This is a genomic window from Rothia mucilaginosa (genome assembly GCF_001548235.1).
GTDB classification, from domain to species: domain Bacteria; phylum Actinomycetota; class Actinomycetes; order Actinomycetales; family Micrococcaceae; genus Rothia; species Rothia mucilaginosa_B.
In genome coordinates, this window is sequence record NZ_AP014938.1 from 1,014,597 (window position 1) to 1,036,850 (window position 22,254).

Below are 22,254 nucleotides of genomic sequence, written 5' to 3' on the forward strand. Positions count from 1 at the left end.
GGTGCACGGAGGTACCGCGACTATTCGCAGTAGGCGGTGCACACACAACAGCACAACTTTAGAAGAGTGGAGGGCGTAAATCAAGTTCTTAACGCTTTTTTCCGCGTGATTCCGGGCTCGTTTGTGGTGTGGAGGCGGTGATTGCGGCGGGCGCACAGGATGTGGAGACACCACTGACTCAGGGGCGCATACCTGGGGATATGTGTGGCGGCGCGGTATCCACCGCGGTGCATATCCCTATTAAACCTTCTGCTATCACCAAGTTATCCACACCCAGGAACCCCCGAGCTATTCCGCTAAATATCAAGGAAGAAGCCCTGTTGTGCACTTAAATCCACCGCTTATCCACTTCTGTAATTACAAGTTTTCCACCGTGTGGAAAACTCTTGTGGATAACTTTCTCCCCCTGTGCATTAAGCGGGTAGAATCTTAATGACCTCGCGGTGGTTTCCGGCATAATTTCTTTACTGCACCACCGCTTCACATCGAGTGAAAGTAAAGATTTCCATGACCGACTCCCTTCAGGCGCGCTGGGCGCATCTGCTCTCCATCCTTGCCGCCGATCCGTCGGTGACGGCACGTCAGCGCGGTTTCGTGAATCTTGCGCAGCCTCAGGGACTGATGGGTTCTTCTCGCCTCATCATTGAGGTGCCGAATAAGCTCACCCGTGCGGTCTTCGAGGAGCAGATTAGCGCTTCGTTCCGTGCGGCTCTACACGAGGCTTTTGGTCCGTCGACCACCGCGCTTTTCGATGTGAATGAGTCGATGGTTCCGATTGAACCTGCAAGTCAGGACGTTTTCCAGGGTGAGCGTGAGGTGCCTGTTGAGCACCAGCCCGCCCCTTCGGCAGCGACGGCTTCTGCCCATCCCGAGGCGCCTGCCGGCTCGTGTGCTTTTGAGTACTACACGGAGCCGCACCCGGGCCCTGACCACTACGAGGTACCCGCTGATGAGCAGGTTACCCGCCCTTCCCTGCACGATTTGGAGGCGGAGCGTGCAGGATTCCCCTCCGCGCAGCAGGCTGCTCCGGCGGCTCCTGCTGCGGGTGCGCCAGCGCCTCGCGAGTACCCGGCACCCACTTTCGTTCCGGATGCCCCGGCGGTACCGGAGGCCCAGCAGGTGCATCCGCATGAAGACCCGGAAAACGCGCCGACTTGGGACAGCTCTGCCCGCCTGAACCCAAACTATACCTTCGACACCTTCGTGATCGGTCAGTCCAACCGCTTTGCGCACGCGAGCGCTTTCGCGGTGGCGGAGCAGCCCGGCATTGTCTACAACCCGCTGTTCATCTACGGCGGTTCGGGTCTGGGTAAGACCCACCTGCTGCACGCGATCGGCCACTACACCAAGTATCTGTACCCGAATTTGCGGGTGCGCTACGTGAATTCTGAGGAGTTCACGAATGACTTCATTAACTCGATCCGTGATGATGAGGGTTCGTCGTTCAAGCAGATTTACCGCAATGTTGACGTTCTTCTGATTGACGATATCCAGTTTTTGGCGGGTAAAGAGGCGACGATGGAGGAGTTCTTCCATACGTTTAACGCCCTGTACAACCACCAGAAGCAGATCGTGATTACCTCTGATTTGCCGCCGAAGCAGCTGACCGGTTTTGCTGAGCGTATGCGTTCGCGTTTCGGTTCGGGTCTGAACGTGGATGTGCAGCCTCCGGAGCTGGAGACTCGTATCGCGATTCTGCGGAAGAAGGCTCAGAACGAGATTTTGCCGGTGCGCGATGACGTCATGGAGTACATTGCTTCCCATGTCACGGCCAATATTCGCGAGTTGGAGGGCGCTCTGATTCGTGCGAGCGCTGCCGCCTCGATGAAGAAGCCGCCGGAGCCCATTACCCTGGCTGAGGCTGAGACCTATCTGAAGGATTTGCTCTCTGATACCGGTGGTGCGGAGATTACGTCGGCGCTGGTTTTGGCGACGGTGGCGAAGTATTTTGATGTGTCCATTGAGGATATGCAGTCGAAGTCTCGCACCCGTACGCTCACGAATGCGCGTCAGGTGGCGATGTATCTTCTGCGTGAGCTGACCGAGATGTCCCTGCCGCGTATTGGTAACGATTTGGGTGGTCGCGACCACACGACGGTGATGCACGCGGTGCGTAAGGTGAGCGCGCAGATGGCGGAGCGTCAGACGATTTTTAATCAGGTGACTGAACTGACGAATTTGATCCGCCAGGAGCAGCGCGCCGCCGGCTAGATGTGTTTTGTCCCTGTCCCGTAGCTTATTTTGTGCCTCGACTAGGTGTTTTATAGGCTTCGGGGCGGGGGTTCACGCTGGATTCAAGGACTTTAGCGACTCTCAACGCTGGATTTTCGGGGTGTGGATAAGCTGTGCTTTAACTCATGCGTTCATGTGGACGTTAAGTGCATGAATATTCAAAAGGTGTGGAATTGAGGAAATGTATAAATATCCATGCACAATGCATCCTCAGCACTGAGTGGATTCTTCCACTTAATGTCCACAGGCTACTTCCGCGTCATTGCAGGCAAGGAAGGGGTTTTCCACCGTTTCCACAAGCGTTAACAATACTACTGTACTTAAAGAAAAAATCCTCCCCATAACAAGTAGCTCTGCTCAACCGACCGAGCCGGTTCAGGTTTTTCTGTGCGCCCCTACTGAAAACGTAGATTTTCGCGGATTTGGATCGATGGCTGCACGCTATCTCTTAGGTTGGATGTGAAGGTTGGGTTTGAAGAAGAAACCAACATCGAACCATTACCTAATTCGAACCTGTTTTCGACTGGATTTACTACACCTTCCGCCTATCTTTGTAATTACAAAAATACAGCGGCTCTGCATGCCTCATCTCACCCGATTTTTCGCTGCGGGATCGACTTTCGAGTCTCTGTGTAATTACAAAATCCGGTAGGATGGATAGACGCGCGCGCGGAAGATTCACTGCGCATCAGAGCACGCGGTATATCCGGCTCTATCGTCCAAAGCTTTACGTGCGCCCACAAACTACTATCTAATTCCGTGAAAGGCGCCTTCTCGATGAAATTCACCGTTGAACGCGATGTCCTTGCCGAAGCAGTCGGCTGGACGGCACGCTCACTTCCGTTGCGTCCCACCTCCCCCGTACTCAACGGTCTGCTGATTACCGCCTCCGCAGGTGAGGTCAGCATCGCAAGCTTCGATCACGAGACCAGCGCCCGTCAGGTCATTGCAGCCGATGTTGAAGCAGAAGGCGTTTGCCTGGTTCCCGGCAAGATCCTGGCAGAAATTTGCCGCTCTTTGCCGAATGCGCCCGTCGAGTTCACAGCAGATGAGTCCGTGATTCGTCTTCACTGCCGTTCCGCTAACTTCCAGCTGGCTGGCATGCCGGTCGTGGACTACCCCGAGCTTCCCGAGCTTCCTGAAATTTCCGGTACCGTGGACGGTGCCAAATTCGCTGAAGCCGTCAAGCAGGTTCAGATTGCTGTGTCCAAGGATGAGACTCTGCCGCTGTTGACCGGTATCCGCGTAGAAATCAATGGCGACACCATGACCCTGCTCGCCACCGACCGCTACCGCCTGGCAATGCGCGAAATCAAGTGGAACCCGGTCAACCCCGATGTTCAGGCGGCTGTGCTTCTGAAGGCTAAGACCGTCTCCGAGGTCGGTAGCACCCTTTCCGGATCCGGTGAACTGTCTATTGCTCTGCCCGCCGCTGGTGAGCTGATCGGCTTCGCAGCGGGTACCCGCCGCACCACCAGCGTTCTGATGGACGGCGACTACCCCAACATCCGTGCGCTGTTCCCCGAGCAGACCCCGATTCACGCGGTGGTTCGCACCTCCGACCTGGCCGAGGCTGCTCGCCGTATCTCTCTCGTGGCGGAGCGCAACACTCCCCTGCGTCTGAAGTTCACTCAGGGTTCGGTTGCTATTGATGCCGGCCGCGGTGATGAGGCTCAGGCTTCCGAGACTCTGCAGGCGCACCTGTCCGGTGATGACATCACCGTTGCGTACAACCCCGCCTACCTCTCGGATGGTTTGAAGGTTTTCGGTACTGAGTTCGTTCGTTTCTCCTTCACCGATGCGCCGAAGCCCGCCGTGATTTCCGGTCAGAACGAGCCTCTAGCTGAGGATGACCGCAACTACCGTTACCTGCTGATGCCGGTCCGCCTACCGTCGAACTAGTTTCAGCCTTTGCCGCCCCGTACGTCTTTCGGTGCCCTGTGTGCCGCGAGTATGTGCGGGGTTGCGCTGTTTTTCTGTGCTCGTCCGCGCGGAAAAACCTAGTATTGTGACCTCTCGCGGTGCCCTCCAGCCGGGTGCTGTGAAGCCCCCTAACTAAGAACCTCCAGCTAAGAACCCCTAGCTAAGAACCAGCGTTTGAAACCCCGTGAAAGGAGCTTCCGGTGTATATCGACCATATTTCGTTGTTGGATTACCGCACCTACGCTCTGCTGAGCCTGCCTCTTTCGGCGGGAGTTACGGTGTTTCTGGGATCGAATGGTGTGGGTAAAACCAATATTGTTGAGGCGATCGACTATGCGGCGTCGCTGTCTTCGCACCGTGTGAGCCATGACGGGCCGCTGGTGCGGGCGGGGGCTTCGCGCGCCTATATCCGTACCCGTACGGTGCGCGGTTCGCAGCAGACGGTGACCGAGTTTGAGATTGCTCCGGGGCAGAGTAACCGGGTGCGCATTAATCGTGCCGCGCCGGTGCGTGCCAAGGAAGCGCTGGGTATTGCTCGCACGGTGCTGTTTTCCCCGGAGGATCTGCAACTAGTGAAGGGGGATCCCGCCGGTCGTCGTCGTTTTGTGGATGATTTGGCCAGCTCTTTGCGTCCGGTGGTTTCCGGGTACCGTAGCGAGTATGAGCGGATTTTGCGGCAGCGTAATTCGTTACTGAAATCCATGCAGCGTAAGGCGCGGGACGAGAACGCCTTGAGTACGCTCTCGGTGTGGGATGAGCAGCTGTCGACTCTGGGTGCTCAGCTGCTTTCTGCGCGTTTTCGTCTGCTGCAGCGTTTTTTGCCGCAGCTTCGCCGCGCCTACGCGGGGCTGACGGACGGCTCTAAAGAGGTCGGTTTCAACTATGAGTCGACTGTTTTTTCGAGCATGGGCGAGCGCTCGATCGAGCATGCGGCGCTGATGCGCATTGAGGACCTCAAGGAGGCTTTGATGCGTGGTTTTGCGGAGCGGCGACGCGATGAGATTGAGCGTGGCGTGACCCTGGTGGGTCCGCATCGTGAGGATATTACCCTGCTGCTCGGTGGCATGCCGGTGAAGCATTTTGCCTCGCACGGCGAGAGCTGGTCTTTTGCTTTGGCGCTGAAGTTGGCCTCCTGGTTTGTGCATGTTGAGGATGACTCCTCGGTGGGGTCTTCGCCGATTCTGATTCTTGATGATGTGTTTGCGGAGCTTGATTCTGCGCGCCGCCACCGCCTGGGTGCGATGGTTGCGGACGCGGAGCAGGTACTGATTACCTGCGCGGTGCTCAGCGATATTCCGGAGGAGCTGGGCGACTACCGCCTGGTGTCGGTGACGGCGGGGCGCGCCGAGTATGTGCAGCCTGCCGCTGGTCCTGTCACTGACTCTGCGGGGCAGCCGAATTCGACCGTTTCTGCGCTCGCGGAGGGTGACGGCGATGAGTAACCCCATTCACCCTCAAAACCATGTTTCACGTGAAACATTCGATGAATTCGCGGAACCGCAGTTTGCGGAGCCCCAAAACCCGCGCGAGGTTGACGGCGTGGGTGAGTTCTACCGTGATGAGGTGGACGCCCCCTCCGCCCTACTGACCCGTATGCGAGTGGCGGCTCAAGAACGCGGCGAGGCACCTCTGAACGCCTTCTCTGCGAATAAAATCATGCGCGATTTTGGTGCGGTCATGTCCGGTGTCGCCTCGAAAAAGAAATCACGGCGAGCGCAGGGGTGGGACCCCCGCGTCATGGGTGGGTATAGCGGCCCCGGAGAGAGCTCTCGTGACCCCAAACCCCTTGGCGGCATTGTTAGTGCTCTGATTCGTTCTCGCGGCTGGAAAGAGCCCGTGGCAGTCTCTAGCGTGCTGGCTCGCTGGGCCGAGCTAGTGGGTCCTGAAATTGCGGCACACACCCGCCCGATCAGCTTCGAAAACTCCATTGTTGAAGTCCAGTGCGACTCTACCGCCTGGACGACTCAGTTGCGCCTGATGCACGGGCACCTCATCGAGCTTTTCCGCCGCGAACTGGGTGAGGGTGTCGTAGCTCAGGTTCGCGTACTGGGCCCGAATAACGGACGCTGGAACCAGCGAGGCTATCGGCGTGCCACCGGTATGCGCGGCGTGCGCGACACCTACGGGTAGCCTTCTGGGTGCCCCCGACCCTCGAGCACCTTCTGGTTGAACGGTGTTAGGTCAAAATAAGCCTTTTTCTGCACGCTATGAAAGCTATAGAAGCGCCGGCAACCCTCACGAGGCTGTGAACTGTACCCCCTACCTTAAGAGGGGGTTGAACCACTCTAAACTGCCTTTGCGGGCTTTTGAGCGGGTAATAGCCTGCAAAAAGCTCAATAAATGACGCCCGTAGATGGTTTTAAGCTCTCTTGCTCGGTAAAATAAAAGAGACAATGCGTAAAGTGTGCCCACCTATGGGCACCACCGGCAACGCGGGTTGTACGGGCACTTTCTTGTGCTCTCTGTGAGGCGTTCTAGGCTCCCCTCTGAGCGGCCCGCCATTTTTCTTCGCCGGTTGCATCATCTACTCAAGGAGTTCTGCCTCGTGGCATCTGAACAGAATGCATCTGAACAGCAGCATGAATACGGTGCATCCGATATTACCGTGCTGGAAGGTCTGGAAGCGGTTCGCAAGCGCCCCGGCATGTACATTGGCTCGACCACTGAGCGCGGTCTGCACCACCTGGTCTACGAGGTTGTAGATAACTCGGTTGACGAGGCGCTCGCCGGTTACGCCTCCAAAATTGACGTGACCATCCAGGCTGATGGTGCTGTTCGCGTAGAGGATGACGGCCGCGGTATTCCCGTGGATGAGCACCCCACCGAGCACAAGTCCACCGTTGAGGTCGTTATGACCGTGTTGCACGCTGGCGGTAAGTTTGGCGGCGGCGGCTACTCTGTTTCTGGTGGTCTGCACGGTGTGGGTATCTCCGTGGTGAACGCGCTGTCTACCCGCGTGATTACCGAGGTGCACCGTCAGGGCTACGCATGGCATATTTCCTTCTCCAACGGTGGTGTGCCGGATGGCCCCCTGCGTAAGGGTGAGCCGTCCGATAAGACCGGCACTATCCAGACTTTCTACCCGGACCCCGAGATTTTTGAGACCGTCGAGTTCGACTTTGAGACTCTGCGCGCTCGCTTCCAGCAGATGGCGTTCCTGAACAAGGGCCTGACCATCACCCTGACCGATGAGCGCGAGAAGTTCACCGGTGACGAGGTTGCTGAAGAGGAGAAGGAAAACGTCCTCAACCGCGTGCGTGCGAACGCTGACGGTTTCACGACCGTTACTTACCGTTACGACAACGGCCTGTTTGACTACGTACACTTCCTCAACGCTGGCGCGAAGACCATCGTGAACGAGGAGATCGTCTCCTTTGAGTCCGAAGACACCGACCGCAACATGAGCCTGGAAGTGGCGATGCAGTGGACCGGCGCGTACAAGGAGTCCGTCTACTCGTACGCGAACACGATTAACACCCACGAGGGTGGTACCCACGAAGAGGGTTTCCGCGCCGCTCTGACCTCTCTGGTGAACCGTTACGCGCGTGAGAACAAGCTGCTGCGCGATAAGGACGATAACCTCACCGGTGAAGACGTGCGTGAGGGCCTGACCGCGGTCATCTCGATTAAGATTTCTGAGCCGCAGTTCGAGGGCCAGACCAAGACCAAGCTGGGTAACTCGGAGGCTAAGTCCTTCACCCAGCGTGAGGTGAACGATCACCTCAGCGACTGGTTCGGCCGTAACCCCGCGGTGGCAAAGGACATTGTTCGCCGTGCAATCACCGCCGCTCAGGCGCGTATTGCAGCCCGTAAGGCTCGCGAGACCACCCGCCGCAAGGGCCTGCTGGAGACCAGCTCCATGCCCGGTAAGCTCAAGGACTGCTCCTCGAAGGATCCGTCGATCTCTGAGATTTACCTGGTGGAGGGTGACTCTGCGGGTGGTTCGGCAGTGCAGGGTCGTGACCCGAATACTCAGGCTATTCTGCCGCTGCGCGGTAAGATCCTGAACGTTGAGCGTGCTCGCCTGGACCGTGCCCTGTCCAATGCTGAAATTCAGGCGATGATTACCGCTTTCGGTACCGGCATTGGCGACGACTTCGATATTGAGAAGGCACGCTACCACAAGATTGTTCTGATGGCGGATGCGGACGTCGACGGCCAGCACATTACGACCCTGCTGTTGACTCTGCTCTTCCGCTTTATGCGTCCGCTGATTGAGGCTGGTTACGTGTACCTGGCTCAGCCGCCGCTGTACCGCATCAAGTGGTCGAACGCTCCGCACGACTACGTGTACTCGGACGCTGAGCGTGATGAGGCTCTGGCTCGTGGTGCAGCGAAGAACCTGCGCCTGCCCAAGGAGAACGGCATTCAGCGTTACAAGGGTCTGGGCGAGATGGACTACACCGAGCTGTGGGACACCACCATGGACCCGGCTCGTCGTACCCTGCTTCAGGTGAAGATGGAGGATGCAGCTGCTGCTGACCAGATCTTCTCTGTTCTGATGGGTGAGGACGTTGAGGCTCGTCGTGAGTTTATCCAGCAGAACGCAAAGGACATTCGATTCCTCGATATCTAGCCCGAAGCGGCATATGCCTCATAGGCAATATGCAGACTGAGGCATATGTCAATCGAGATATGAAGTAATGAGAAAGTTATGAGCGAAGAACACCAGAATGAGACCACCGCAGTTGACGTAGTCAGCAATGGTGGTTCCGAAAGCGTAGGCCAGCACGGCCACATTGAACAGGTGGACCTGCAGACTGAAATGCAGCGTTCCTACCTGGACTACGCAATGGCCGTTATTATTGGCCGCGCCCTGCCGGATGTACGTGACGGCCTCAAGCCCGTGCACCGCCGCGTGATCTACGCGATGTACGATGGCGGCTACCGCCCGGACCGATCCTTCAACAAGTGCGCCCGCGTGGTTGGCGACGTGATGGGTCAGTTCCACCCCCACGGTGATAGCGCTATCTACGACACTCTGGTGCGTCTGATTCAGAGCTGGATCATGCGTTACCCGCTGGCACTGGGTCAGGGTAACTTCGGCTCCCCCGGTAACGACGGTGCCGCAGCGCCTCGATACACCGAGACCAAGATGGCCCCCATTGCCTTGGAGATGGTGCGTGACATCAACGAGGACACTGTTGATTTCCAGCCCAACTACGACGGCAAGTCCCTTGAGCCTACCGTTCTGCCCGCGCGCATCCCGAACCTGTTGATCAATGGTTCTTCGGGTATTGCTGTGGGTATGGCGACCAACATCCCGCCGCATAACCTGCGTGAGGTTGCCGAGGGCGTGGAGTGGTTCCTGAAGAACCCGCACGCCACCAATGAGGAGCTGCTGAACGCTCTGATGGCGCGCATTAAGGGCCCGGACTTCCCGACCGGTGCGCAGATTCTGGGCACCAAGGGCATTGAGGATGCGTACCGCACCGGCCGTGGCTCTATCACCATGCGCGCGGTGGTCAACGTGGAGGAAATCCACGGTCGTACCTGCCTGGTGGTCACCGAGCTGCCGTACCAGGCGAACCCGGATAACCTGGCGATTAAGATTGCTGAGCTCATCAAGGATGGCAAGGTCACCGGCATCGCGGATCTTCGCGATGAGACGTCGGGTCGTACCGGTCAGCGTCTGGTGATTGTGCTCAAGCGTGATGCTTCCCCGAAGGTTGTGCTGAACAACCTGTACAAGCACACCCAGCTGCAGGAGAACTTCTCCGCGAATATGCTCGCCATTGTTGATGGCGTGCCGCGTACCCTGTCCCTGGATGCGTTTGTGCGCCACTGGGTGGATCACCAAATGGACGTTATCGTTCGTCGTACCCGTTACCGTCTGCGTCAGGCGGAGGAAGAGGCGCACATCCTGCGTGGCCTGCTGAAGGCTCTGGATGCTCTGGATGAGGTTATTGCCCTGATTCGCCGCTCCCCCACCGCTGATGAGGCGCGTAGCGGCCTGATGGAGTTCCTGCAGATTGATGAGGCTCAGGCTCAGGCAATTCTGAACATGCAGCTGCGTCGTTTGGCCGCTCTGGAGCGTCAGAAGATTCAGGATCGCCACGATGAGCTGATGCGCATGATCGCTGAGTACAACGCGATTATTGCTTCGGAGACTCGCCAGCGTGAGATTATCTCTGAGGAGCTGGGCGAGATTGTGAACCGCTACGGCGATGAGCGTCGCACCCAGATTATGTACGGCTACAACGGCGACATGTCCATGGAAGACCTCATCCCCGAGGAAGAGGTCGTGGTCACGATTACTCGCGGCGGCTACATTAAGCGCACCCGCAGTGATCAGTACCGTAGCCAGCACCGCGGCGGTAAGGGCATTAAGGGTGCCTCGCTGCGCGGTGATGATGTGGTGGAGCATTTCTTTGTGACTACTACGCACAGCTGGATTCTGTTCTTCACGAACCTGGGTCGCGTGTACCGTGCGAAGGGTTACGAGCTGCAGGAAGCCGGTCGTGACGCGAAGGGTCAGCACATTGCGAACCTGCTGGAGTTCCAGGGCGGTGAGCATATTGCTCAGGTGATGGAGCTGAAGAGCTACGAGGATGCTGAGTACCTGGTGCTTGCTACTCGCGGCGGCATGGTGAAGAAGAGCCGCCTGAGCGATTACGATACGAACCGTACTGCCGGCCTGATTGCGATTAACTTGCGTGAGGGCGATGAGGTTGTTTCGGCGTTCACTGTGTCGGCTCAGGACGATATTCTGCTGGTGTCGCGTAACGGTATGTCGTTGCGTTTCCACGCTGATGATGCGTCGCTGCGCCCGATGGGTCGCTCCACGTCCGGCGTGACCGGTATGAAGTTCCGTGAGGGCGACGAGCTGATTTCTGCGAATGTGGTTACTGAGGGCTCCTTCGTCTTCGTGGTCACTGAGGGTGGTTACGCGAAGCGTACGAGCGTGGATGAGTACCGCGTGCAGGGTCGTAACGGTTTTGGCATTAAGGTTGCTAAGCTAGTTGAGGATCGTGGCGCCCTGGTGGGTGGCCTCATTGTGGATGAAGAGGACGAGGTGCTGGTGGTTATGGCCAGCGGCAAGGTCGTTCGCTCGAATGTGAATGAGGTTCCTGCGAAGGGACGCGATACTATGGGTGTTATCTTTGCAAAGCCCGGTAAGGGCGATTCTATTATTGGTGTTGCGCGCAACCAGGATCGTCAGCTGGATGATAGCGACGATGAAACCACTGAGAACACCGAGGCTTCGGAGTCTTCTGAGGCGCCCGGTACGGACAACGAGGGTGAAGCGGCAGCTGCCGATCTCACCGCTACTGGAGGTAACTAATGAGCAGCACTCCCGCGAGCTCCTCTCCTGCGTCGGCACAGCGTTCGGCGGCAGCTGGCGCATCCAAGTCTTCGGGTGCGGCTAAGGCTGGCGCGCGTCGCCCGGCTCAGGCGCGTTCGGGCCAGGCTCGTCCTGGTGGTACCGCTAAGCGTCCTGCCGGCAAGCGTCCTGTGAACGCTAAGCGTCCGACCGGTTCGCGTCGTCAGTTGGTGCGTCCGGCGCCGCGTTCGAAGATTCGTCGCGCGCGTCTGGTGGTTCAGAAGGTTGATACGTGGTCGGTGGCTAAGCTGATCTTCCTGCTGTCTATTGCTTTGGGCATTGTGACTGTGGTGGCTTCGGTGATTCTGTGGCTGTTCCTGCAGGCTTCTGGCGCGTTTGCTGGTGTGAACCAGCTGATTAGCTCTTTGGGTACCGGTTCGACCACTGTGGATATTTCGCAGATGATTTCGCTGGGTCAGGTTGCTTTGGTGACTACTATTTTTGCTGTGGTCAACACTGTGGTCTTTACTCTGCTGGGTATGATTGGCGCGATTCTGTACAACCTGGCTGCGAAGCTGGTTGGTGGCGTGACCTTGACTCTGAGCGATGAGTCCTAGTTTGTAGCTCTTGAGCTTTGTGTGCGGGCGGTGCCGTCTCTGGTGGAGGCGGTGCCGCCCGTTCTGCATGCTCTTGCTCTGTGTGCCCGGTATGCCCGGAAACCCCTGACAATAAAATGTGATGCAGAACATGCTTTTTCGATTTGGTGTTACCCGTAAACACCTGTATAGTTATATCTCGTTCTACGGAAGAAATTCCGCAGAAGGAGGGCGTATAGCTCAGACGGTTAGAGCGCTTCGCTGATAACGAAGAGGTCCCAAGTTCGATTCTTGGTACGCCCACTCCACATAACGAAAGGCAATAATGAAGAAATTATTGATTCTTGCTGTTCTTTCGTGTGTCACTGTGATGGTCTTGAAAAAGTACCAGAGCAATGAAGTCGTAAAGGCTTGGAAAAATAACTAAACAGTGGTTTCCGCTGAGACGGGGGCGTGGCGCAATTGGTAGCGCATCTGCTTTGCAAGCAGAGGGTTAGGGGTTCGAGTCCCCTCGCCTCCACTTTCCGGTGATTATAGCAAGAGGGAAACGCCTGGTTCCATTCCGAACCCAGAAGCTAAGACTCTTCGCGCCGATGGTACTGCACTTTTGTGGGTGTGGGAGAGTAGGTCATCGCCGGTTTATTTTTGAAAAAGACCCCGTATCGAAAGATGCGGGGTCTTTTGTTGTGTCTGCTGCCGTGATGCGGTGGATTTAGCATGGGCGCCTCGTGACAAAGCCATAACAAAGCCTCATGCTGTAAAAACCCACAGGGGCATTCTGCATGGGTAGTTTGGTGGCTCAAATGAGGTCTGAATAATAAAGGTGTGTCACAAAAAGAAAGCTGGGAGGTTCCTGAAAGTGAACACTAGGTGAACACACTTTAGCCTCTTGATGGATATAATCACCCCTCTCCCCCGTGCTCTCGCATAAGCCACATAAAACAACTTAAGTATTCCGGTGGATGCACTCTTTTTCCCGCGGAATACCGGGAGTTTCACCCCTAAAATATGGGCTCTGTCGTAAAACCCTCACGAAAACCCGCTCAATACTGTGGGTTTATCTGTTATTTCGTGTTAATTCGGAATACTTTAGATTTCACGAAAACCGACAGATAATTTTCTTGTGACTACAGAACTCATTATTCTCGTGATCGTGGTGCTTACCGCGCTCGCTTTCGACTTTACGAATGGCTTCCACGACACCGGTAATGCGATGGCAACTTCCATCGCGACCGGTGCGCTGAAGCCTAAGACTGCCGTGGCGCTGTCTGCGTCCCTGAACCTCGTTGGCGCGTTCCTCTCTGTTGAGGTGGCGCGTTCGGTCGGTAGCGGCATCGTGAACCTGGATCGTATCGATGTAACAACGGACGGGCCGGCACTGATGCTCATCGTCTTTACCGGCCTGGTTGGCGGCATCCTCTGGAACGTTTTGACCTGGCTTCTGGGTCTTCCCTCCTCCTCGTCGCACGCTCTGTTTGGTGGCCTGATTGGTTCGGCTATTGTCGCGATCGGCTTTGATGGCGTGCAGTGGATGGGTGTTCTGTCCAAGATTATTGTTCCTGCGGTCCTCTCCCCCGTCATTGCGGCTATTGTGGCGGCAACCGGCACCTGGCTGGTCTACCGCATTGCTGCTCCGGTGGCTGACGACCGTAAGCATGGTGGTTTCCGCAAGGGACAGGTTGCGACCGCATCCCTGATGTCTCTGGCGCACGGTACCAACGACGCGCAGAAGACCATGGGTGTCATCTTCCTGGCTCTGGTTGCTTCGGGTACCCTGAGCAACGAAGACGCGATTCCCCTGTGGGTGAAGGCTTCCTGTGCTATCGCTATTGCTCTGGGTACTTACCTGGGTGGTTGGCGTATTATCCGCACCCTCGGTAAGGGCATCGTTGAGGTGGACACCCCGCAGGGTGTTGCTGCTGATGGTGCGTCCGCTGCGATTATTCTGACCTCTTCGCACTTCGGCATGGCTCTGTCGACCACTCACGTGGCGTCCGGCTCGATTCTGGGTAGTGGTCTGGGTCGTAAGGGTGCTGAGGTTCGCTGGTACGTTGCTGGTCGCATGGTGGTTGCTTGGCTGATTACCCTGCCGGCTGCCGCAATTGTGGGTGCTCTGACCTGGCTGATTGGTCACGGTCTGAACGCTTTGACCGGCACCCAGTTTGTGGGCGAAATGACCGTGTTCGCTCTGCTGGTTATCTTCTGCTTCCTGATGTGGCGTCATTCCCAGAAGGACAACATTGACGCTTCGAACGTGACTGGCGACTGGGATGAAAAGGAAGGCGCTGCAGTCACCAGCGCTGACGCATCCGCAGAAGCTCAGATCCTTGCTACTGAGAAGGCAGGTTCGTAGCCGTGGAATATCTGATGGACATTGTGAACAAGGTTATTCCGGTGCTGATTGCCGGTTTGTTCTTTGGTGCGGGCCTTCCGGCGCTGTATGCGCTGGGCCTGCGTCTGCTGGCTGGTCGTACCGAGTACACTGCGGACGGTAAGCTCGTTGAAATTGAGCCTCCGGGAACGGTGGCGAAGATTGCCGCGTCTTGCATTTTTGCTATTATCGTAGCAATCGTAATCATCGGTATTCTCTGGGTCGCTAAGGACTTTATCGACCACACTTTCGGCTGGAATATCTTCGGCGTAACCGGTGGAGGCCACTAATCCCGTGAACACTAAATTGCATATGATGACTGCTTCGAAGGAGGGGCTCGATGCCTGATAAGAGCATAATCTCTCGAGTAATCGACTGGCTGAGCGTCGGGTATCCCAAGGATGTTCCGGTGCAGGACCGCGCGGCTGTGATGGCTATTTTGAAGATGCGTCTGACCGATGAGCAGCTGCAGGAAGTTGTTCGTCAGCTCATGCAGTCTCGTGCTGCTCGTGGTGAGGCGTACGTGAGTGACCAGCGTATTAACGAGTACATTCGTCGAGTGGTGGATCATACCCCGACCCCGCAGGATATTGACCGCGTCGCTAAGATTCTTGGCGCGCACGGCTTCCTGATTGCGGAGAACCACGTGAATGAGGACGCCGAGCCTACGGCTGGCGGTACCGAGTACGTGACCTACGATGATCCGACGACCGGCGAGATCCGTATCGCTGAGTTGGCTGCTGAGTCGGCTAATATCCCGGCGCCGAATGCTACCACTGCGCAGGACGACTGAATAGCCTGCGGTGAGAGTTGAGAGCTCTCATGAAGCTTGTGACCTATGGGGTGGACTGAGTCCACCCCATAGGTTTTCTTTATGCCCTTTGAGCGATGTGCCGCGGGTTGTCAGCTCGCGTGTAGGTGCGGGCGGTATTCTAGAGGGACTCACTCCCTCAAACTCATGGCGGGTTCTGTGCTCGCCCTCATTTTGGAGATTCTGTGTCTTCTTCACCTACCTCTGAACCCGAGAACTCTCACCTTAATTCCGTTCAAGAGGCCTCTCACGACTCTTCTGAGACGGTATCCGTTGCCACTGAGGACTCTGCGGCTAAGGGCCCCTCTACCCGTGTCGATGCCGCTAAAGAGGCTATCGTGGGGCAGGCGCGGCGCCTCGTGATGCCCCGCCGCTCCCTGCTTCTGACCGGTGGCGTGATTGCCGCCGCCGGGGTGCTTGCCGCGATGCCGCAGATTGCCGCCACCGGCGTGCTGGGTGAGGATGCGGCGGTGGTGGTTTCAACTGAGAAGCTGCTGGCGCGCCGTGAGCGTCTGGTTCGCGAAAATATTGATACCCGCTACCTGAAGATCGAGTCGCTGGGGCGTATCTACGTGGGGCAGCAACGCCGTGAACAGGATCTGCGTCTGGTGGGTTCTTTCTCCCTCACGGAGGCGGCGCAGGCCGATTTGGCGGCGGCTGCTACGGCGCTGACGAATCTATCCGTGTATGGTTCTCTGCATCGGCTGAGCGTCACCTACGGTGGTGCGGACTCGGCGAATGACCCGCAGAACGTCGCGAATACGGTGACGGATGCGCCGGTGGGCCCGCTGCGCGTGAACGATTCGGCAACCCTGAAAGAAGAGCAATGGCTGAAGGTGCTGACCGCTAACGCGGCGCTGGGAACTAATGCGAGCTACGCGCAGGTGGGGTTGCTGGCGGATGAGCTGCGCCTGAATGCTGTGGTGATTGATGAGAACTATGAGTCCCTGTTGAAGCGTTTCCGTGCGCTGGCTGAGCTGGATTTGAAGAATGAGCGGGTGCAGCAGATTCACCTGAATATTCAGTTGGCCCCGGAGAAGGCGCTGAGCCTGCCCTCGGGTGCGCAGTCGAAGATTTCGGTGAGTGTTGCCGAGTCTTCGCGTGTGGCAACGGTTGCTGATGTGCTGTCGAAGGCCGCCACGACGAAGGACCTGAATACTTTGGCGTCGTTCTCGCTGGTGTGGAATGCTCGTGAGAAATATCCGTCGGCGAGCCAGTGGGATGGGCTCAAGTTGGGTTTCAAAGCGCCTGAGTCGAAGGAAGAATCCGCGAAGGAGGCGCAACGCACCGCGATTCGTAAGTATCTGCAGGAAGTCAGTGGCCCCCTGCAGGCTCTGACGAAGCGTGAGGCGACGGTGCCGGGCGAGGTTATTTCCTAAAACCCGCCTAAAACCCTCGGCGGTGTGACGGGTCTAACGAAAAAAATATGCCTAAGGATTTGGTAAAGCCGCAAAAGGTGTTATAGACTAGTAAAGCACCGCGGGGGCGTGGCGCAATTGGTAGCGCATCTGCTTTGCAAGCAGAGGGTTAGGGGTTCGAGTCCCCTCGCCTCCACTTTCCGGTGATTATAGCAAGAGGGAAACGCCTGGTTCCATTCCGAACCCAGAAGCTAAGACTCTTCGCGCCGATGGTACTGCACTTTTGTGGGTGTGGGAGAGTAGGTCATCGCCGGTTTATTTTTGAACCGAGAACCCCATGTCGAAAGACATGGGGTTCTTTGTATATCTGGGATATATATCCGGGTATGCCCGGGAAATACCAAGGGTATATGCACGGGGAGGTTCAGTGCTCTATCTGCAGCACCTCCTCTCCCCCCTGATCCCCTCCGAAAAAAGACAAACAATAGCCGCCTACCAGAGTTAAAACTCTGGCGGGCGGCTATCTCTCTCATCGTCTCTTATTGGGCGCTCCCTCACGCCGCTAGCGGCGCCTCAGAACGCGTAGAGACAAAGAATAGGGGGAACGGTGCTTATGCGTTCTTCCAGGGGTCCTCCACGGGACGAGCTGCGTTGTAGGCTGCGGCGCCTGCAACACCCAGAGCAACCAGCAGGCCCAGGAATGCCAGGCCCTTACGGGGGCGCTTGCCGCCGTTACGCTCAATACGAGCCAGTTCCTTCTCAGCGGCGCGAACGGTCTTCGCGGTAGCCTTACGAGCCTTCTTCAGCGCCTTCTTGTTGCCGGTCAGCTTCTCAGCGAACATCTCAGCGGTCTTGCCTTCCAGCGCGGACTCAACGGCAGCCAGAGAAGAGACAACAGCCTGAGCCTTAGCAGCCTTGCGTGCCTTGCGCTTCTTGCAGCAGAACATGGGGTGACCTCCATCGGTTGAAATGCGCCAGCGACCAGAAAACGCCGCCGCGCGCGTAGTGTTCACCTCTCAGGATATTCAATTCCCGCCCAAAAAGCCCGCCCAACGGTGCGCCCGGGGCGAAAAAACATGTTAGATGGCGAATGAGCGCCACCCCGTGCCACAATAGAGCCATGACTAATGCAACTGCTAAGGCAACTATCCACACTAACTACGGTGACATCGTCGTCGAGCTCTTCGGCAACCACGCACCGCTGACTGTTGAAAACTTCATCGGCCTCGCTGACGGCTCCCGTCAGTGGAAGCACCCCCGCACCGGTGAAATCATGAACACCCCCCTGTACAAGGACGTCGTGTTCCACCGCATCATCAAGGACTTCATGATTCAGGGTGGCGACCCCCTGGGCATGGGCGTTGGCGGCCCCGGCTACCAGTTCAAGGACGAGATTCACCCCGAGCTCTCCTTCTCCAAGCCCTACCTGCTGGCAATGGCTAACGCAGGCCCCGGCACCAACGGTTCTCAGTTCTTCATCACCACCGTTGAGACTCCCTGGCTGAACGGCCGCCACACCATCTTCGGTGAGGTTACCGACGAGGCATCCAAGAAGGTTGTCGACGCTATTGAAAGCGTTGAGACCGGCTTCCAGGACCGCCCGGTCAAGGACGTTGTCATCTCCTCGATCGACATCGAAAAGCTCTAATAAACCCCATCAGAAGGCTCATACGAGCATTCTGCTGAAGGTGTTGAGAAAACACGTATAGTTCAGGGGCCCGCCAGGATTCTTCCGGTGGGCCTCTGCGCTTATATGCCCACGTACACCACCTTCGGACGAACCGGTACACAACCCTTGGAGGTTCAGTGGAGAACTTTCCCAACTACGCAGGCTATGGGCAGAGCCCCACGGTCTGCGCCAACCACCCCAACCGCGTGAGCTACGCCCAGTGCAAGCGCTGCAACCGCACCGTCTGCGGCGAATGTCAGGTGGCGCTGGACGTGGGTATGGTCTGCCCCGATTGCTACCGTGAACTCACGGGCGGCAGCTCGAAGGGCTCGAAAGCACAGGGCTCGAAGGCGCGAGGCTCGTTCCTGGCTCGACACTGGCACATTACGTACACGCTCATTCTGATGAACGTCGCGATGTACGGTCTGCAACAAATCATTCCCAACGAATGGGTGGTTAGGCACGGCAACATCTGGTGGCCCTACGTCCAGCACGGCGAGTACTACCGCGTCATCAGCTACGGTTTTCTGCACATGCAGCATGACCCGATGCACCTGGTGTGGAACATGATTAACCTCTTCATCTATGGCGTGTCCCTCGAACGCATGATGGGGCGCTGGAAGTTCCTTGTGGTGTACCTGGGCTCTATCGTCTTTGGAGCCTTCGGCGTGTACGTGCTGGCTCCTGGAACGAGCGTGGTGGGTGCCTCCGGTGGTCTATTCGGCCTCATGGGCTCGTTCTTGACCCTGCTAATCATCAGGAAGCAGAAGGACACCGCACGAGTGTTCGTCATGATTACTGCCCCGAACATCATCTATAGCATTATGACCCCGTCGAATATCTCCCACGCATGCCACGCGGGTGGTTTTGTCGGTGGCGTGCTGCTGACTCTGCTGTTCGTCCCGCTTGTGGATAAGCCCGAGTCCTCGAATCCGCCGCCGCAGAGCCCTCAGCCGTGGCAAAACGGCAGGTACTAAGCCTAAAAATACGTGGAAAATCTTCGGAAAATTCGGCACAAAAATCTTTGGAGGGTCAGTGGAGAACTTTCCCAACTACGTAGGCTACGGGCAGAGCCCCACGGTCTGCGTCAACCACCCCGACCGCGTCAGCTACACCCGGTGTGGGCGCTGCGGCCGAATTATCTGCGGCGAATGCCAGACGGCTCTGGATGCGGGTATAGTTTGCCCCGATTGCTACCGCGAACTCACGGGCGGCAGTTCGAAGGCGAAAGGCTCGTTCCTGGCGCGTCACTGGCACATTACGTACACGCTCATTCTCATTAATGTTGTGGTGTACGGTCTGCAACAGATCATTCCATTCCGTTGGGTGCACAACCTCGGCATGATGTCTGGTCCCCGTGTTCACCACGGCGAGTACTACCGCCTCATCACGCACGGGTTTGTGCACTCGCAAACTGACCCGATGCACCTGGTGTGGAACATGATTTACCTCTTCATCTTCGGTGTATCTCTCGAACGCATGATGGGGCGCTGGAAGTTCCTCTTCGTATATATGGCGGCTACTGTGAGTGCTGGTCTCAGCGTGTACATCTTCGCCTACTACCGTGGCGCCGTGGGCGCATCAGGCGGCGTGTACGGCCTCTACGGCGCCTTCTTCGTAATCCTGCTCCTCAGGAGGCAAAAGGACACCGCACGCCTCTTTATGCTGCTCATCGGTATTGGTGTGGTGCAGAACCTCTTCATCCCGCATATTTCCCACGCGGGACACTTTGGCGGTCTTGTCAGCGGTGCACTAGCAACCCTGCTGATTATCCCGTTCGTGAAGAAGCCGGATCCTTTGGAACCGCCGCAACAGGGCCTGCAGCGGTGGTTCAAGGGCCGCTTTTGAGCCTGAAAAACTGCGGAAATCCGCCGTGGAGGCAGGTTATCCACAGCAGTTTTCCACACTGTGTATAACTACATTCGTGTAATTCCACGAGTGTGAGTACATGCTAAAAACCTGTGGATACAGGCTAGAACGACCGAATTACACAGGGTGAATTACACGGGTGTAAGAGTTTTCCCCAGATTTCTCCACAGATGTGGAAAACCTTAAATACCAGGGTGTGTGTAATTACAAAAATTCCGGTGCTACGCACCGGATACAACAGAAGTGCCCGGAAGGATTAACCTTCCGGGCACTTTCACGTATCGAGCCCCTCACGGGGCGAAGAAGCAGCGGGTGCGACCCTAGTTCGCCTGAGCCTCCGCCTCCTCAACCTCCTCGGGGGTGAGCTCCACGCCGGTGTACAGGCGGAACTGCTCAGCAGCCTGCAGAGCAATCACCTCACCGCCGTGAATAACTTCCTTGCCCGCCGCACGAGCCGCACGAACCAGCGGAGTCTCAACGGGCATCGCCACCACGTCAAAAACCACCTGCGCCTCAGCAATAGCCTCCTGCGGGTAGGACAGCTCCTCGCTCTCCTCACCGCCAGCCATGCCAATCGGGGTCACGTTCACCAGAATCGGCGCTCGCAGATTGCCCACCTCCGGCGCCCAGGCGTACTCGTAACGCTCAGCCAGCGCACGGCCGGTCTCCTCGTTGCGGGCAATAATCATGCCCTGCGAGAAGCCCGCGTCAAAGAACGCACCAGCCACAGCAGCCGCCATGCCACCCGAACCGCGCAGCAGGAACGGCAACGACGGATCCACATTATGCGAACGCAGCAGGGAAGCCACCGCAATCACATCCGTGTTGTACGCCTTCAAGAAGCCGTCAGTGTTCACAATCGTGTTCACCGCACCAATGACCGCAGCCGAGTGGTCCATATCATCCATCAGCGGGATAACAGCCTGCTTGAACGGCATAGACACCGAGCAGCCGCGAATACCCAGCGCACGCACGCCAGCGATAGCACCCTCAATATCGGTGGTGGTCATCGCCTTGTACAGGTAATCCAGACCGTGCTTCTCGTACAGGTAATTATGGAACTTAATACCGTGATTCGACGGGCGACCAGACAGAGAAATGCAGACCGTCGTATCGCGGTTCAGCGCCGGGCGAGCCATCTTAAGCCTCGCCGCCAGCGTCGAGAGTGTTCTCAATCAGCTTCTTTACCTTGTTGCGGCTCACCAGGTCAGCGACCACAAAGTGAGTGTCGCCGGTGTCCACGGTGGGAACGGTTGCATTGCCGTCGTTGAGGGACTTTACGTGCGCCTCAGCCTGCGGATCCTCCCAAATGTTGACCCAGGTAGCGTGGTCGCCCAGCTCGCCCAGCTTAGAATCCAGAGCCTCGCAGTAGGGGCAGCCGGGGCGCCAATAAATGACGACGCCGCCATCCTTCATGACCTCGCGTGCCTTCTGCTGATCGGACTGCTGACGTTCAAACATGTGGTTCCTCCATAGATGGGGTGCTCCGCGGTCTTCAGGAGGCACTGAAACCTACCTGAGGGCGCAGCTCAATAAGTTGACATATCAAGCATAGCCGAGGGCGCAGGCGTGGGGGAGAGATCCTCATAGGACGAACGTCTGCGCATTAACGGCATACGCCCCACACCACGGTTGCCGGACCAATGATGCGGGGCGTATACAGTTCGCGAGAAAGCGCGAGCACTTGTGTCGAGTAAGAGTAAAAGAAGAGTGAAAACAGGCTACCCGGCGGTAACCGAAGCTGAGCAATATGCCGAGTGAGTCAGTGAATGAAAGAACCCAGGCGGGGCAGAACGCCCCATTATTCGAGAGAGATGTTGAGTGAAAGCCTGTATGCAAGCCCAGAGGAATGGCGCCCTACCCCATGAGGAGGCGAGGCAGAGCGCCAATCCCAGAGCGGTCGTCGTCTTACTTGCCGAACTTCTCGGTCAGCTTGGAGACGTTCTCGGTCACGACCTCTTCAACCTTGGCAACGTGCTCGTCGGTGACGACCTCCTTGCCAGCCTTCTCGTTGATGACTTCCTGAGCCTTGTCGAGGCCCTGCTCAACGGTGCCCTTGATATCGAAGCCCACGGGGGCCTCCTTTCTGCGCTTTCGCGCTCTAAAGCCTCACTCTGAGTGAGGGGGTCTGCCCGGGGCGGGCAGAAAACTGGAGTGTGAT

18 protein-coding genes, 3 tRNA genes and 2 rRNA genes are annotated in these 22,254 nt (G+C 57.2%); 19 read left to right on the forward strand and 4 right to left on the reverse strand.

The genetic code is table 11. From position 1 onward, the window contains the following. Positions 1 to 507: 507 nt before the first annotated feature. The 16 genes from dnaA to rrf (RM6536_RS03925) all read left to right on the forward strand — a co-directional run bounded on the left by dnaA (position 508) and on the right by rrf (RM6536_RS03925) (position 16,871). Complete coding sequence (gene dnaA / locus RM6536_RS03850; protein ID WP_060824114.1) at positions 508 to 2,211, forward strand: chromosomal replication initiator protein DnaA; 1,704 nt, start codon at positions 508 to 510, stop codon at positions 2,209 to 2,211. Positions 2,212 to 3,009: 798 nt separating this feature from the next. Next, positions 3,010 to 4,134 carry a DNA polymerase III subunit beta gene (dnaN, locus tag RM6536_RS03855; protein ID WP_060824115.1) on the forward strand — a complete coding sequence of 375 codons (1,125 nt, stop codon included), beginning with the start codon at positions 3,010 to 3,012 and terminating at the stop codon, positions 4,132 to 4,134. Positions 4,135 to 4,355: 221 nt separating this feature from the next. After that, positions 4,356 to 5,597, forward strand: coding sequence for a DNA replication/repair protein RecF (gene recF, locus RM6536_RS03860; protein WP_060824116.1), 1,242 nt, complete (start codon positions 4,356 to 4,358; stop codon positions 5,595 to 5,597). After that, a complete protein-coding gene (locus RM6536_RS03865; RefSeq protein ID WP_060824117.1) occupies positions 5,590 to 6,285 on the forward strand; it encodes a DUF721 domain-containing protein in 696 nt (231 codons plus the stop codon). Before recF ends, RM6536_RS03865 begins: the two co-directional genes overlap by 8 nt. A 415-nt stretch (positions 6,286 to 6,700) precedes the next feature. After that, on the forward strand, positions 6,701 to 8,731 hold the full coding sequence (gyrB, locus tag RM6536_RS03870) for a DNA topoisomerase (ATP-hydrolyzing) subunit B (protein WP_060824118.1): 2,031 nt from the start codon (positions 6,701 to 6,703) through the stop codon (positions 8,729 to 8,731). 78 nt (positions 8,732 to 8,809) lie between these two features. Next, positions 8,810 to 11,440, forward strand: coding sequence for a DNA gyrase subunit A (gyrA, locus tag RM6536_RS03875; RefSeq protein ID WP_060824119.1), 2,631 nt, complete (start codon positions 8,810 to 8,812; stop codon positions 11,438 to 11,440). Continuing rightward, positions 11,440 to 12,036 carry a DUF3566 domain-containing protein gene (locus RM6536_RS03880; protein WP_060824120.1) on the forward strand — a complete coding sequence of 199 codons (597 nt, stop codon included), beginning with the start codon at positions 11,440 to 11,442 and terminating at the stop codon, positions 12,034 to 12,036. Before gyrA ends, RM6536_RS03880 begins: the two co-directional genes overlap by 1 nt. A gap of 208 nt (positions 12,037 to 12,244) precedes the next feature. After that, positions 12,245 to 12,318 (forward strand) — tRNA-Ile (locus RM6536_RS03885). Positions 12,319 to 12,462: 144 nt separating this feature from the next. Next, positions 12,463 to 12,535 (forward strand) — tRNA-Ala (locus RM6536_RS03890). A 3-nt stretch (positions 12,536 to 12,538) separates the two neighbouring features. Then, a 5S ribosomal RNA gene (rrf, locus tag RM6536_RS03895) occupies positions 12,539 to 12,655 on the forward strand. 483 nt (positions 12,656 to 13,138) lie between these two features. Beyond that, a complete protein-coding gene (locus RM6536_RS03900; RefSeq protein ID WP_060824121.1) occupies positions 13,139 to 14,368 on the forward strand; it encodes an inorganic phosphate transporter in 1,230 nt (409 codons plus the stop codon). Positions 14,369 to 14,382: 14 nt separating this feature from the next. After that, positions 14,383 to 14,676, forward strand: a complete 294-nt coding sequence (locus RM6536_RS03905; protein WP_065423854.1) for a hypothetical protein — start codon at positions 14,383 to 14,385, stop codon at positions 14,674 to 14,676. Between the two features lie 50 nt (positions 14,677 to 14,726). Further along, positions 14,727 to 15,179: a DUF3349 domain-containing protein gene (locus tag RM6536_RS03910; protein WP_060824122.1), complete on the forward strand. Its 453-nt coding sequence runs from the start codon at positions 14,727 to 14,729 to the stop codon at positions 15,177 to 15,179. Between the two features lie 203 nt (positions 15,180 to 15,382). Continuing rightward, complete coding sequence (locus RM6536_RS03915; RefSeq protein WP_060824123.1) at positions 15,383 to 16,576, forward strand: hypothetical protein; 1,194 nt, start codon at positions 15,383 to 15,385, stop codon at positions 16,574 to 16,576. A gap of 102 nt (positions 16,577 to 16,678) precedes the next feature. Next, positions 16,679 to 16,751 (forward strand) — tRNA-Ala (locus tag RM6536_RS03920). Positions 16,752 to 16,754: 3 nt separating this feature from the next. Next, positions 16,755 to 16,871: ribosomal RNA gene (gene rrf / locus RM6536_RS03925) — 5S ribosomal RNA — on the forward strand. Between the two features lie 295 nt (positions 16,872 to 17,166). On the opposite strand, the gene RM6536_RS03930 is transcribed toward rrf (RM6536_RS03925), so the two are convergent. Beyond that, the gene (locus RM6536_RS03930; protein ID WP_049345994.1) at positions 17,167 to 17,502 is read right to left on the reverse strand and encodes a hypothetical protein; all 336 of its coding nucleotides are present in this window, start codon (positions 17,500 to 17,502) and stop codon (positions 17,167 to 17,169) included. Between the two features lie 173 nt (positions 17,503 to 17,675). Here RM6536_RS03930 and RM6536_RS03935 point away from each other — a divergent pair, with 173 nt between their 5' ends. The 3 genes from RM6536_RS03935 (at position 17,676) to RM6536_RS03945 (ending at position 20,072) form a co-directional block, all read left to right on the forward strand. Beyond that, complete coding sequence (locus tag RM6536_RS03935; protein WP_049352247.1) at positions 17,676 to 18,203, forward strand: peptidylprolyl isomerase; 528 nt, start codon at positions 17,676 to 17,678, stop codon at positions 18,201 to 18,203. A 158-nt stretch (positions 18,204 to 18,361) separates the two neighbouring features. Then, a complete protein-coding gene (locus RM6536_RS03940; protein WP_060824124.1) occupies positions 18,362 to 19,201 on the forward strand; it encodes a rhomboid family intramembrane serine protease in 840 nt (279 codons plus the stop codon). Between the two features lie 58 nt (positions 19,202 to 19,259). Next, complete coding sequence (locus RM6536_RS03945; protein WP_060824125.1) at positions 19,260 to 20,072, forward strand: rhomboid family intramembrane serine protease; 813 nt, start codon at positions 19,260 to 19,262, stop codon at positions 20,070 to 20,072. 341 nt (positions 20,073 to 20,413) lie between these two features. Here RM6536_RS03945 and RM6536_RS03950 read toward each other — a convergent pair whose 3' ends face one another. From RM6536_RS03950 to RM6536_RS03960, 3 genes are all read right to left on the reverse strand, one after another. Further along, positions 20,414 to 21,232, reverse strand: a complete 819-nt coding sequence (locus tag RM6536_RS03950) for a shikimate 5-dehydrogenase (protein WP_005504124.1) — start codon at positions 21,230 to 21,232, stop codon at positions 20,414 to 20,416. Between the two features lies 1 nt (position 21,233). Next, positions 21,234 to 21,554: a glutaredoxin domain-containing protein gene (locus RM6536_RS03955; protein WP_060824126.1), complete on the reverse strand. Its 321-nt coding sequence runs from the start codon at positions 21,552 to 21,554 to the stop codon at positions 21,234 to 21,236. Positions 21,555 to 22,001: 447 nt separating this feature from the next. Next, on the reverse strand, positions 22,002 to 22,166 hold the full coding sequence (locus tag RM6536_RS03960; protein WP_005504128.1) for a hypothetical protein: 165 nt from the start codon (positions 22,164 to 22,166) through the stop codon (positions 22,002 to 22,004). Positions 22,167 to 22,254: the final 88 nt, after the last annotated feature.

What these genes read in the sequence shown, in the direction of transcription:
- dnaA (WP_060824114.1), top strand. Translation starts at nt 508, where the DNA reads ATGACCGACTCCCTTCAGGCGCGCTGGGCGCATCTGCTCTCCATCCTT.
- dnaN (WP_060824115.1), top strand. Translation starts at nt 3,010, where the DNA reads ATGAAATTCACCGTTGAACGCGATGTCCTTGCCGAAGCAGTCGGCTGG.
- RM6536_RS03865 (WP_060824117.1), top strand. Translation starts at nt 5,590, where the DNA reads ATGAGTAACCCCATTCACCCTCAAAACCATGTTTCACGTGAAACATTC.
- gyrA (WP_060824119.1), top strand. Translation starts at nt 8,810, where the DNA reads ATGAGCGAAGAACACCAGAATGAGACCACCGCAGTTGACGTAGTCAGC.
- RM6536_RS03880 (WP_060824120.1), top strand. Translation starts at nt 11,440, where the DNA reads ATGAGCAGCACTCCCGCGAGCTCCTCTCCTGCGTCGGCACAGCGTTCG.
- RM6536_RS03905 (WP_065423854.1), top strand. Translation starts at nt 14,383, where the DNA reads ATGGACATTGTGAACAAGGTTATTCCGGTGCTGATTGCCGGTTTGTTC.
- RM6536_RS03910 (WP_060824122.1), top strand. Translation starts at nt 14,727, where the DNA reads ATGCCTGATAAGAGCATAATCTCTCGAGTAATCGACTGGCTGAGCGTC.
- RM6536_RS03930 (WP_049345994.1), bottom strand. Translation starts at nt 17,502, where the DNA reads ATGTTCTGCTGCAAGAAGCGCAAGGCACGCAAGGCTGCTAAGGCTCAG.
- RM6536_RS03935 (WP_049352247.1), top strand. Translation starts at nt 17,676, where the DNA reads ATGACTAATGCAACTGCTAAGGCAACTATCCACACTAACTACGGTGAC.
- RM6536_RS03950 (WP_005504124.1), bottom strand. Translation starts at nt 21,232, where the DNA reads ATGGCTCGCCCGGCGCTGAACCGCGATACGACGGTCTGCATTTCTCTG.
- RM6536_RS03955 (WP_060824126.1), bottom strand. Translation starts at nt 21,554, where the DNA reads ATGTTTGAACGTCAGCAGTCCGATCAGCAGAAGGCACGCGAGGTCATG.